Raw genomic sequence first — 12,559 nt, 5'->3', positions numbered from 1 at the left:
TTTGTGATCAGACGGAAGCGTCTCCGAGCTGGCGGGCCGTGGTCAAGGCGAGATTGAGATCCTTCTGGTGCAGGGCGATGCGGAAGCCCGGATCGAAGGTGCGCTTGACCATGCGCTCGCCATGCACTTCCAGGATACGCGAGGCGGCAAAACCGCCCATCAGGGCCTGGCGCACCTTGGCCGGGTCGGCACCGGCGCGCGAAGCGAACAGCAGGGCCTCGCCGACGGCCTCGATATTGAGGGCGACGATGATCTGGTTGGCGACCTTGGTGGTCTGGCCATCGCCATTGCCGCCGACCAAAGTGATGTTCTTGCCCATCTTCTCGAAGAGCGGCCTGGCGCGCTCGAAGGCAGCTTCCGGGCCACCGACCATGATGGTGAGGGAGGCGGCCTTGGCGCCGACCTCGCCGCCCGAGACCGGCGCGTCGAGATAGTCGACGCCGAGCTCGTTGATGCGCTTGGCGAACTTCTTGGTCTCCACCGGGGAGATCGAGCTCATGTCGATGACGAGCTTGCCGGCGGAGAGGCCTTCGGCGACGCCGCCCTTGCCGAACAGCACCGTCTCCACGTCCGGGGTGTCGGGCACCATGGTGATGATGATGTCGGCCTTGCGGGCGACATCGGCGGCGCTCGGCTCGGCCTTGCCGCCGGCCTTGATCAGGTCCTCGGGCACATTGCCGAGCGTGTTGAGGAAGAGGGTGTGGCCGGCCGCAATCAGGTGCCCCGCCATCGGGGCGCCCATGATGCCAAGTCCGACAAAGCCGATATTCATGATGAAGATCCTTGTTCCTTAGGCGCAAGCGCCAGCCAGTCGCCTTCTCCCTCTGAGGGAGAAAGTGCCCCGATAGGGGCGGATAAGGGGTGAACCACCGCACCGGCATGGGATCGCAAGACCCCTCATCCCCCTGCCGGGACCTTCTCCCGCAGGGGGAGAAGGCAAGTGCCTCGATAGGTTCAGCGAGCGGCGCCCGCCGCCTTGAACCAGCCCAGGCCCGCTTCGGTCTCGCCCTTGGGCTTGTATTCGCAGCCGATCCAGCCGGCGTAGCCGTGCTGGTCGAGCCATTGGTAGAGGAAGGGGTAGTTGATCTCGCCGGTGCCCGGTTCGTTGCGGCCGGGATTGTCGGCCAGTTGCACGTGCCAGATCTCAGGCAGGTGCTTTTCGATGGTGCGGGCCAGATCCCCTTCCATGATCTGCATGTGGTAGATGTCGTATTGCAGCCCGACATTGTCCGAGCCCACCTCGGCAATGATCTCGGCCGCCTGGCGGGTGTTGGTCAGGTAGAAGCCGGGAATGTCGCGCGTGTTGATCGCCTCGATCACCAGGCGGATGCCGGCCTTCTTCAACTCGCTTGCGGCGTAGCCGATGTTTTCGACGAAGGTGGCCCTTGCCTGCCCCGCATCGACGGAGGCAGGCGCGATGCCGGCCAGGCAGTTGACCAGCTTGCAGTCCAGCGCCTCAGGGCGGCAGCCAGATCGGACGCCGGGAAGGGATAGGGGAACAGATATTCCACGCCCGCAAAGCCGTTGCGGGCGGCTGCCGCGAAGCGCTCCATGAACGGCACTTCATTGAACAGCATGGTCAGATTGGCGGCAAATTTAGGCATGGCGGTTCCCGGTGACTTACCCTCCCCTCGAGGGGGAGGGTCGACGCGTAGCGTCGGGGTGGGGTGATGGCTCGACCGTCGGAGAACGAGCTCTCATTCAATCACATTGGCCAGGGGCAGCGGTTCTCACCCCACCCCGGCCTATTGGCCGACCCTCCCCCTCCAGGGGAGGGTAAAAACTCAGTCCAGCAGCGCGATCGCGGTGGGCGCGTCGGAGGCGTCGAGGGCGAGATCCTCGAACTCCGTGACCTTGTCGAGATCGGTGCCCATGGCGACGTTGGTGACGCGCTCCAGCATCACCTCGACCACCACCGGCACGCGCAGTTCGGCGGCCAGGCGCTTGGCCTCCTGGAAGGCGTCATAGAGCTTCTCGGGATCGGTGACGCGGATGGCGCGGCAACCCAGGCCCTCGACCACCTTGAGATGGTCCACACCATAGACGCCCAGTTCCGGCGTGTTGATGTTCTCGAAGGAGAGCTGGACCTGGAAGTCCATGTTGAAGCCGCGCTGGGACTGGCGGATCAGGCCGAGATAGGCGTTGTTCACCAGCACATGCACGTAAGGCAGGTTGAACTGGGCGCCGACGGCCAGCTCCTCGATCAGGAACTGGAAATCGTAGTCGCCCGAGATCGCCACCACCGAAGCGCTGCGATCGGCAGCGCAGACGCCGAGCGCCGCCGGCAGCGTCCAGCCGAGCGGACCGGCCTGGCCGCAATTGATCCAGCCCCTGGGCTTGTAGACATGCAGGAACTGGGCGGCCGCGATCTGCGACAGGCCGATGGTCGAGACATAGGTGGTGTCGCGGCCGAAAGCCTTGTTCATCTCCTCATAGACGCGTTGCGGCTTGATCGGCGTCTCACTGAAATGGGTGCGGCGGAGCAGGGTTTTCTTGCGCTCGCGGCATTCCTCCAGCCACGTGGAGCGATCCCTGAGCTTGCCCTGCGCCTTCAGTTCCCGGGCGGCTTCGATGAAGACATCGAGGGCCAGGCCCGCATCCGAGGCGATGCCGTAATCGGGCGCGAAGACCCGGCCGATCTGGGTCGGCTCGATGTCGACATGCACGAATTTGCGATCCTTGGTGTAGACCTCCACCGTGCCGGTGTGCCGGTTGGCCCAGCGATTGCCGATGCCGAGCACGAAGTCGGAAGCGAGCAGCGTGGCATTGCCGTAGCGGTGGCTGGTCTGCAGGCCGGCCATGCCCACCATCAAGGGGTGGTCGTCGGGGATGGTGCCCCAGCCCATCAGGGTCGGGATCACCGGCACGCCGGTCAGTTCGGCGAAAGTGACGAGCTTGTCGGAGGCATCGGCATTGATGATGCCGCCGCCGGCCACGATCAGCGGGCGCTCGGCCGCCTGGAGGAGGGCGATGGCCTTGTCGATCTGGGCGCGGGTGGCCTTGGGCTTGTAGACGGGCAGCGGCTCATAGGTTTCCGGATCGAACTCAATCTCGGCCGTCTGCACGTCGAAGGGCAGGTCGATCAGCACGGGGCCGGGGCGGCCCGAGCGCATCAGATGGAAGGCCTGCTGGAAGGTGCCGGGCACCTGGGCGGGCTCCATCACGGTGACGGCCATCTTGGTGACGGACTTGGCGATCGCGGCGATGTCGACGGCCTGGAAGTCCTCCTTGTGCAGACGGGCGCGCGGCGCCTGGCCGGTGATGCACAGAATTGGAATGGAATCGGCCGCCGCCGAGTAGAGACCCGTGATCATGTCGGTGCCGGCCGGGCCGGAGGTGCCGATGCAAATGCCGATATTGCCGGCCTTGGCACGCGTATAGCCTTCGGCCATGTGGGACGCCGCCTCGACATGGCGGGCCAGGACATGCTTGATCTGGTTGCGCGGGCGCAGCGCGGCATAGAGCGGGTTGATTGCAGCACCGGGGACGCCGAAAGCACACTGGGCGCCTTCCTTCTCCATGATGTGCACAGCAGCTTCCGCCGCGGTCATGCGGGCCATGAGCGTTTCTCCTCAAGCATTCTTCGATCCGCGGATCGGAATTTGCGTCGGTTTCATAGCGCTTTCCGATCCGACTGGATCGGAAAGACGCGTCTATCTTTTTGAAATCATGAACGATATTCGATTCAACGGGATTGAACGTCGTTCTTGAAAATCGCGCCTCGCATGCGACCGACGGGATCGAATCCAAGGCGGTATGAATTGTTCGACGGAGCGGTCTTTCCCGCTCATTGCTGCCTGAAGATTGCAGGGGAACGACTATTAGTCCAATATATGGTTCGGTATAATCAATAGCTAAAAGATATGGATCGGTGGCTGCCATGGAACTGCGCCATCTGCGCTACTTCATCGCCCTGGCGGAGGAACTCAGCTTCACGGCCGCCGCGCAGCGCCTGCACATCTCGCAGCCCCCGCTGAGCCAGCAAATCCGCGACCTCGAGCATGAGCTCGGCGCCGTGCTGTTCCTGCGTACCAGCCGCAAGGTGATGCTCACCGAAGCCGGCACGGCCTTTCTCGCCCATGCGCGCAGCATCATCGCCAGCGCCGAACTTGCCGCGACGCAGGTCAAGGCGATCGGCCAGGGCATGACGGGCGCACTCAACGTGGCGGCAACCGGCTCCATGCTGCTCGGCCCGCTCGCCGCCCTGATGGCGGACTACCGGCGCCGCTTTCCGGGCGTGGTGATCGGCCTGCACGAAATGGCCCCCGAAGCCCAGCTCAATGCGCTCTCGACCCGGGCCGTCGACGTCAGCTTCCTGCGCATGCCGCCCGAGGATGCCGAACTCGTCCGCGAGACCGCCTGGCGCGAGCCTGTCGGCGTCTTCCTGCCATCAGGCCATCGCCTCGCCGAGCGCGGCTCCATCGCTCTCGCCGAACTCCACGAGGACGAGCATGTCTTCCTGCGCCTGCGTGATTCCAGCTTTGCGGTCTATCTGCGCCAATGCTGCGTAGAGGCCGGCTTCATTCCCCGCATCAGCCAACAGGTGATCGAATCCTATTCACTCACCAGCCTGGTCGCGGCGGGCTTCGGCATCGCCCTTGCCCCGCGCAGCGTCAGCGCCCTGTCGCGGCCCGAAGTTATTTACCGCGACCTCGTGCCACCGACCCCCACTGCCGACGTCAGCATGGTCTATCAGCGCGAGCCCAGCCCGGTGCTGGCACGCTTCCTGGGCTTCGCGCGCCGCTTCCTGGCCGATTGGCGGGCCCGGCCGGGCCGCCAATAAACGTTTCCGCCGCTCAGGAGACCGGGACGGCAGCCAGTTCCCGGCGCAGGACCTTCAGGGCCGTCGACATCCAGATCCAGACCCGGGCCGACTCGGCCTGCTCCTGGGCCAAGGTCACCTTTGTCCTGCCGAAATGCTTGTAGGCGTCATAGGCCTCCAGGGCGCCATAGGCTCCCGGTGCCGTATATTTCAGGATTTCGCGGGTCGTCCGGTCGCCGGCCAGCCGCTCCGCCGCCGAAACGGACGGACGCCGCGCCCCGCCGGCGCCGGGCGGCAGATAATCGTTGGATTCGTTGATAATGCCGTCCGGATCGGCGACGCCCCAGGGCGTGCCACCCATGCCGCCATGGGTACAGAAGAAATATTGCTGCTTGTAAATGGTGGGCGCGCCCGGCATGCGCCGTGTCGCATAGCTGCCGAACAGCGACCGTGAACCCGTCTTCGGATCCCGGCGGGCATGGAAGCACACCCGGACATTGGGTGGAATGAAGAGCGGCGCATTGAAGGGCTGCCTGTCGACCGCATCGAACAGGAATAGACCGTCGACGGCAATCCCCTCCAGCGCGAGCAGCGAAGCGGTATAGACCACTGCCGCACCGCCACGACTATAGCCGGCTAAGAAGATACGTTTGGGTCCGGACGCTTTGTGCCGATAGCGCTCACGCACAGAGCGATAGGCGCCGATCCCCAGGGCCGGCGTCGAGACGCCGTCGAGGCTCGGGCCGCGCCGGTAATATCGCGCTTCGTTGCCCCAGCTCCGATGCAGGCGCTGTACGAAACTATCGCCGAACTCCGCCTCATAGGCCCGGTCGGAATAGGGGCCGGTGCCATCGATGCCGGCATAGATATCGAGCGCGGCATTGGCCGCTGCGATCTCGGCACCGCGCCTTTGCCGCTCCTCGTGCCGTGCGACCTCCATGGTGTAAAGCACCGACATGTCGTGACTGTCGAAAGGAAAGGCGCCGTTCCAATTCATTGCCACCCCGAATGAACTGCGAAGTATATGACACAGTCTATACAGGCACCTCCATATCTCTCAAGAAGTATTATTTGACAATTATGTAAAGCGTCGGACGGTAGATACCTACCGCTTGAGAAAAATTCGACACAATCGGTGCCACAGGAGAGAATTATTATGAGAGAGAGAAGCTTTTCTCCGATCTTGAAGCAAGTAGACCTGTGGCATGCTCCAAGCCATCTCGTCCGCATTCGCCTCCAGACTTCGGAAGGCATGGTGGAGAGCTTCGAGCTCGGCAACGCCCCTGGGTAATATGGACTAGGGAGGTTGCCGCGGCGGGTTTGCACGGGTCCATGGCCACTTGACGAATTACCACCGGGCCGACATTTTTGCGCATAGGCGTGACCGACGCCCAACCTCCCAAGGCCTTCCCCAGCATGGCCTTAAACGGAGGCAAAGGGACTTCTGTCTCGGGTCGTTGTCGTGGTCCGATCGTTTCGGGCGTGGTTGCTGGGGAACTTGCGTCCGGGGCGTGAAAGGCCTGACAATGACGCAGAATGGCAATCTCAAGCGCCGTGTCCGTGCGCGCGCAGCCAAAACGGGCGAGTCCTATACCGCCGCTCTCAGACATATTCGCCAGACATCGGGACATGATCCGTCGCCGAGCCATGCCGACACGCAATCGCTACGGCTGGCGGTCGCGCAAACCTCGCTCTTCAACGATCCCCGCGATAGTTCCGGGTTCCGCGCCACTGGCGAGGAAATGCGGCGCTTGATGCGTGAGGCTCATAAGGAAGGCGCGCGGCTCATCCATTTCCCGGAGGGCGCAACCTGCTCCCCCAACAAGCGCATCATGTCGCAGAACGGCCCTGGGGATATCGGCCCTTCCGACTGGACTCGATTCGACTGGGCGGTTCTGCGCGAGCAACTGGACATGATCAGCACGCTCGCGCGGGAACTCGGGCTCTGGACAGTGTTCGGGTCGGTCCATCGCCTCACGCCGCCGCACCGGCCGCACAACAGCCTCTATGTCGTGTCCGATCGCGGCGACCTCGTCACCCGCTATGACGAGCGCCTGCTCTCGAACACCAAGATCTCCTTCATGTATTCGCCGGGGAAAGGCCCGGTGACCTTCGAGGTCGACGACCTCCGTTTCGGTTGTGCGCTCGGTATGGAGGCGCACTATCCGGAGATATTCACCGAGTATGAGAGTCTGGATGTCGATTGCGTTCTGTTCTCGACGACGGGAGAGACCCCATCGGCCGCACCGCCTTTCGCGGCGGAGGCATTGGGACATGCCGCCAGCAATGCCTATTGGGTCAGTTACGCCGCCCATGCGCCGCAAAGCGTGACGATCCCCGCTGGAATAGCCGCGCCGGACGGCCGATGGAAAGCCCAATGCCCGGCAGACGGCGGGGCGGCCCTTGTCGTCACCGACATCTCGGCCGATCGCGAGCATCCCGCGCGGCCATGGCGACGAACCGCCCGCTCCGATCTTTACGAGTCGCATAAGATAGACGGCGATCCCAGAAGCGACGCCCGCACTTCGTTCTGATCGGCAAAAGAGACCCAAAGGCCAATGCCGTTCACTTAAGCGTCTTCGAGTTTGCACGACCTTTGTCATTGCCGGGCTTGACCCGGCAATGACAAATCGGAGCGTTTCCTCCTTATGTGAACTGCATTGCCGCCGGGCGCCTTTGGTCACTGTCGCCGCATCAATGCTGCGCAAGAGGGTGTCCACCCTTCGGCACGAAGGCCACGGCGAATGTCAGCTGGCATGCTCCTTGCTTGAATTTCCTGAGCGAGCCTGACGCGCGCCGTCGGCGACGCGGGGGTGGGCTCGTCGTCACCTCAGGCGCAGGACGTGCCGGCCGGTTGCGGGGCAACCACCGACCGCTGCCCCTTCGGACAGGACTATTCCGATGACCATGGATGCCATCACGGCCCCGGCCGACCGAAAACCACTCATCAATTCCCTCTTCCTCCAGGTTCTCGTCGCGCTCGCGCTCGGCGTCGTGCTCGGCATGACCGCGCCGGGCTTCTCCGTTCAGTTGAAGGTCCTGAGCGACGGTTTCCTCAAGCTGATCTCGATGATCGTGGCGCCGATCGTCTTCTGCGTGGTGGTGCACGGCATCGCCGGCGCCGGGGACCTGCGCAAGGTCGGGCGCGTCGGCGTCAAGGCGCTGATCTATTTCGAAGTGGTGACCACGGTGGCCCTCGCCCTCGGCCTGCTGTTGGCCCTCGTCGCCGGCCCCGGCCACGGCATGAATGTCGATGCCACTAAGCTCGATGCCGGCGCTATGGGCAGCTATGCCGACAATGCGCACAAGATGCAGGGCGCCGGCGTCGGCAGTTTCATCCTCAACATCATCCCGACCACCTCGATCGATGCCCTCGCGCGCAATGACGTGCTGCAAGTCCTGTTCTTCGCCATCGTTTTCGGTATCAGCCTCGCGCTCGTGGGCGGCGAGAAGGCGGAAAGGATCTCCTCCTTCGTGGATGCAGTGGCGACGATCCTGTTCAAGGCCATGTCGCTCATCGTGCGCCTCGCGCCCCTGGGCGTCCTCGGCGCCGTGGCCTACACGGTCGGCAAATACGGCGTCGGATCGCTGCAGCAACTCGTCTCGCTGGTCGGCCTGTACTATGTCGCCGTCGCCGCCTTCGTCATCGTGGTGCTGGGCAGCATCATGTGGATGACCGGCCTGAACATCTTCCGGTTCCTGGCCTATCTGCGCGCGGAACTCGCCATCGTCCTGGCGACCGCCTCTTCAGACGCCGTCCTGCCGCAGGTGATGCGCAAGCTGGAGCATCTGGGCGTGCGCAAATCGGTGGTCGGCCTCGTCATTCCCACCGGCTATTCCTTCAATCTCGATGCCTTCTCGATCTATCTCACGCTGGCTGTCGTCTTCATCGCCCAGGCCACCAACACGCCGCTGTCGCTCGGGGATCTGCTTCTGGTGCTGGGGGTCTCGCTGCTGACCTCGAAGGGGGCCCACGGCGTACCGGGCTCGGCCATCGTGATCCTGGCGGCCACGCTCAACACGATCCCCTCCATTCCCGCCATCGGCCTCGTGCTCGTCCTCTCGGTCGACTGGTTCATCGGCATGGCCCGCGCCGTCGGCAACCTCGTCGGAAACTGCGTCGCCACCGTGGTCATCGCCGCCTGGGAAGGGGACCTCGACCGGGCAAGAGCCGCCAAGGTGCTCGAAGAGAATGGCGACATGGCGGACTGACAAAGAAGGCCACTCGCCCCACTTTGAGTCGGGGATGGGGACATCGCCCCAGCTTCGTACGGAACGAGGGAGCGGCGGCGGCGCATCTCCCTCGCCCGAGTACCTTTTACGCCTTTGCCCCCGACACCTTCACGCCCGGCGCCAGCGAACGCAGCACATAGTAGATGACGCCCGCGATGGCGACGCCGAAGAACCAGCCATAGATGCCCCACCAGGCCGGCAGCCAATTGGTCAGGTTGGGCAGGATGGAGGAGAACAGCGCGCCGATGCCGGCTGCGATCAGCGCCTTGACATGCCAGCCGCCCTGGAAGCGGAACTCGCCATCCTCGCGATAGAGCGCCTCGACATCGATCTCGCCCTTGCGGATGAGATAATAGTCGACCAGCATCACCCCGAGGATCGGCCCCATGGTGGAGCCGATGACGCCGACGAAGCTGGCGGCGCTGCCTTCCCAGGGTGCGAAGGGATAGAGCACCAAGGCGATCAGCGCTGCAATATAGCCACCTTTCTTGAAGTCGATGCGGCGCGGGAAGACATTGGCGAAGTCGAAGGCCGGCGAGACGAAGTTCGCCACGACATTGATGCCCAGCGTCGCCACCGCGAAGGTCAGCGCGGCGAGGAGAGCCAGGAACCAGCTGTCGAATTTCGCCGAGATCTGGTCGGGATGCAGCAGCACCTCGCCATAGACGTCATAGGCCGCGATGGTGGTGACGCCAGCCACCATGGAGAACAGTACCAGATTGACCGGCAGACCCCAGAGATTGCCGGTGCGCACCGCTGATTTGTCGGGCGCGTAACGGCTGAAATCGCAGAAATTCAGATAGAGCGCTGAGAAATAGGTCACCCAGATCGCCGCGACCGCAAACAGCGAGGTCCAGGAGCCGGGCGTGCCGGGCACGCCGGCATCCTTGGTCTTCTCCAGGAGAACCTCGAGGGGAATATCGCTGGAAAAGGCGAAGCTGCCGGATTTGACGCAGAGATAGATCGCCAGGATCAGCATCATCACCCACACCGCCGGGCCGGCCCAATCCTGGAAGCGACGCACCGTCTCCATGCCCTTCTGGATGATCAGGAGCTGAAGGGCCCAGATCACCACGAAGCAGATTACTTCGAGCCCGGAATGGCCGAGGAAATGCACGTCGCGATGAAACTGGGCCAAGCTCTCCGAGCGGATCAGCAGCGCGACGATGGCCCCCGAGGCGGCCGATGTCTGGGCGCCATACCAGAAGCAGGCAACCACGGCCCGCACCAGAGCCGGCAGGTTCGCGCCCCAGATGCCGAAGGAGGCCCGGGCGAGCACCGGATAGGGCACGCCGGTCTTCACGCCGGCATAACCCACCAGGTTCATCAGCGCGTAGATGACCAGCGAGCCGATGCCGATGGCCACGATGAAATTGACGAAGCCACCGCAGAACAGGAACAGGCTGGCCGCAAGATAATAACCCCACAGGCTGTGCACGTCCGATGTCCAGACGTTGAAGATGCTGAACGGCCCCCAATTGCGGACTTTTGCCGGTGCCAGATCCTCGTTGTAGAGGTCGGGCGATGCCCCCTTGATCTCCATTTATCGACTCTCCTGCCCTGCCCGCCGGAGATCATGGCATGACGTCTGGTAATGTCCGGCGGCAATTCCATTCGTCATGGCTGAGCCGAATCTTGGCCCTGCATGTCGCAGTCAGAGCCTTCTCAAGAGACAAGTCAATCAACATCAAAACAATAAGAACCGATATTTTATCTGTACTGACCTCTCTCGATCGCCAGCTCAGCCAATACTGCTCGAATGAGAAGCAACCTGCACAGCCGCAAACCATGGGCGCGCGCAAAGTCGCAGCAGGCCGGCAATAAAAAGTCCACCGTCGCCAATCCGCGACGGTGGGCGAACTCAGGCCAGATACTCCGTCTCAGCTGCGCTTGCGCGGCTTCTTCGGCTCGCCCATGACATAGGTCTCCTCCACCGCGCGGTCATCACCGAGCGTGATCAGCACGAAGAGCTCCTCGGCCAGGGTGGTCACCGTCTCCATGCGATGTGCCATGGCCGGCGTCGCCTTGGCGTCGAGCACGACGGCATCACATTCATGGCCCGGTTCGAAACTGCCGATCAGATCTTCGAGGCCGATGGCAATGGCATTGCCGCGCGTCATGGCATGGAACAGCGCCAGCGAATCCAGGCGCTGGCCCTGCAATTGCAGCACCTTATAGGCCTCGTTCATGGTCTGGAGCATGGAATAGGAGGTACCGCCGCCGATATCGGTGGCGACGCCGATGCGCACCGGCCTGGCAGGATCGCGCATCGCCTTCCAGTCGAACAGGCCCGAACCGAGGAAGAGGTTGGAGGTCGGACAGAACACCGCCACCGCATCGGCATCCGCATAACGCTGGCGCTCGCTCTCGGACAGATGGATCGAGTGCCCCATCAGCGACTTCGGGCCGAGCAGCCCGTATTTCTCGTAGATCGCGGTATAGTCGGCGCAGTCGGGATAGAGCCGCTTGGCGGTGGCGACTTCTTCCAGATTTTCGGAGATATGGGTCTCGACCAGGCAGTCCGGATGTTCGCGCGACAACGTGGCAGCAGCTTCGAGCTGCTCGGGCGTGGAGGTGATGGCAAAGCGTGGCGCGATGGCATAGAGCTGCCGGCCTCGGCCGTGCCAGCGTCCGATCAGGGCCTTGCTCTCGTCATAGCCGGACTTGGCGGTGTCGGTGAGAGCATCGGGCGCATAGCGGTCCATCATCACCTTGCCGGCGGCCATACGGGTGTTGCGCCGCTCGGATTCGGCGAAGAAGGCTTCCGCCGAAGTGGAATGTACCGAGCAGAAGGCGACCGCCGTGGTGGTGCCGTTGGAAAGCAGTTCGTCGAAGAAGAAGGCGGCGCCGCGGGCCGCATGGGCCGGATCACCATATTTCTGCTCCTCGACGAAAGTGTAGGTATTGAGCCAGTCGAGCAGCTGGGCTGCCCAGGACGCCACCACCTGCGTCTGCGGCAAATGGATATGCGGATCGATGAAGCCGGGCGTGATCAGCTTGCCCGAATGATCGTGAACAACCGCGCCGGCGGGAAGCTGGGGACGCAGAACGGACGTCTCGCCGACCGCCAGGATCTTGCCGCCGGCCAGGACCAGCAGACCGTCCTCGATATAACGCACGGCGCTCGCGCCGTGCTCCTCCGGGCGCTCTACGAACCACAACAGGCGGCCGCGCAGGGCCGTATCCGCCCGCGAGATATCCTTCGTCGTCACAACGTCACTTCCTTCTGGCTGGCGCACAGGGCGCGCGACTAGAGCGCTTTTCTCCGGTGAAGACGCCGTGCCTTCAATGCGGGCACCAGCGTGGGACCTGCGACTGCGTCAGGATCCCATGGCATGGCTCACCGATCATGCCAGTCATCATAACCATATCCCTTTCAGGCGATTGTCACATTTTATTGGGAAGTCCTTCATGCGAGGCCTGTCTACCGCTGCGACGCCCCACGAGAAATTATAAGTGCTACAAAGAGGCCAGGAACGAGCCCGGTTGAAATCTTGGGAGGAGGCGCCGGCGCAGGGAGGCCGGATCGACACCCCCAAACATAGTCCGATCCCGTTGTGGATC

9 protein-coding genes and 1 pseudogene are annotated in these 12,559 nt (G+C 63.3%); 4 read left to right on the top strand and 6 right to left on the bottom strand.

Going from position 1 to position 12,559, the window contains the following annotated elements:
- Window positions 1–7: 7 nt before the first annotated feature.
- From AB4037_RS05820 to gcl, 3 genes and pseudogenes are all read right to left on the bottom strand, one after another.
- The gene (locus tag AB4037_RS05820; RefSeq protein WP_441771183.1) at window positions 8–775 is read right to left on the bottom strand and encodes a 2-hydroxy-3-oxopropionate reductase; all 768 of its coding nucleotides are present in this window, start codon (window positions 773–775) and stop codon (window positions 8–10) included.
- Between the two features lie 179 nt (window positions 776–954).
- Window positions 955–1,604 (bottom strand): annotated as a pseudogene (locus tag AB4037_RS05815) (hydroxypyruvate isomerase family protein).
- A gap of 180 nt (window positions 1,605–1,784) precedes the next feature.
- Window positions 1,785–3,560, bottom strand: coding sequence for a glyoxylate carboligase (gene gcl / locus AB4037_RS05810; protein WP_441770857.1), 1,776 nt, complete (start codon window positions 3,558–3,560; stop codon window positions 1,785–1,787).
- Window positions 3,561–3,880: 320 nt separating this feature from the next.
- Between gcl and AB4037_RS05805 the strand changes: the two genes are divergently transcribed.
- Complete coding sequence (locus AB4037_RS05805) at window positions 3,881–4,783, top strand: LysR family transcriptional regulator (RefSeq protein WP_434958771.1); 903 nt, start codon at window positions 3,881–3,883, stop codon at window positions 4,781–4,783.
- Between the two features lie 13 nt (window positions 4,784–4,796).
- Here the strand turns inward: AB4037_RS05805 and AB4037_RS05800 are convergent, their stop codons facing one another.
- Window positions 4,797–5,759, bottom strand: a complete 963-nt coding sequence (locus AB4037_RS05800) for a hypothetical protein (RefSeq protein WP_441770856.1) — start codon at window positions 5,757–5,759, stop codon at window positions 4,797–4,799.
- Between the two features lie 529 nt (window positions 5,760–6,288).
- Here AB4037_RS05800 and AB4037_RS05795 point away from each other — a divergent pair.
- Window positions 6,289–7,296: a carbon-nitrogen hydrolase family protein gene (locus tag AB4037_RS05795; protein ID WP_441770855.1), complete on the top strand. Its 1,008-nt coding sequence runs from the start codon at window positions 6,289–6,291 to the stop codon at window positions 7,294–7,296.
- Window positions 7,297–7,669: 373 nt separating this feature from the next.
- Window positions 7,670–8,974 (top strand): C4-dicarboxylate transporter DctA, encoded by a 1,305-nt coding sequence (gene dctA, locus AB4037_RS05790; RefSeq protein ID WP_441771182.1) that lies wholly within the window; start codon window positions 7,670–7,672, stop codon window positions 8,972–8,974.
- A 106-nt stretch (window positions 8,975–9,080) separates the two neighbouring features.
- Here the strand turns inward: dctA and AB4037_RS05785 are convergent, their stop codons facing one another.
- Window positions 9,081–10,538 carry an NCS1 family nucleobase:cation symporter-1 gene (locus AB4037_RS05785; RefSeq protein WP_441770854.1) on the bottom strand — a complete coding sequence of 486 codons (1,458 nt, stop codon included), beginning with the start codon at window positions 10,536–10,538 and terminating at the stop codon, window positions 9,081–9,083.
- A 38-nt stretch (window positions 10,539–10,576) separates the two neighbouring features.
- Here AB4037_RS05785 and AB4037_RS05780 point away from each other — a divergent pair, with 38 nt between their 5' ends.
- Complete coding sequence (locus tag AB4037_RS05780; protein WP_441770853.1) at window positions 10,577–10,819, top strand: hypothetical protein; 243 nt, start codon at window positions 10,577–10,579, stop codon at window positions 10,817–10,819.
- 56 nt (window positions 10,820–10,875) lie between these two features.
- On the opposite strand, the gene guaD is transcribed toward AB4037_RS05780, so the two are convergent.
- Window positions 10,876–12,207, bottom strand: coding sequence for a guanine deaminase (guaD, locus tag AB4037_RS05775; protein WP_434958774.1), 1,332 nt, complete (start codon window positions 12,205–12,207; stop codon window positions 10,876–10,878).
- Window positions 12,208–12,559 lie beyond the last annotated feature (352 nt).

This window comes from Labrys sp. KB_33_2, assembly GCF_052114505.1.
GTDB lineage: Bacteria > Pseudomonadota > Alphaproteobacteria > Rhizobiales > Labraceae > Labrys.
The sequence above is the reverse complement of the archived record's forward strand: the minus strand, read 5'-3'. Positions and strand labels throughout refer to the sequence as shown.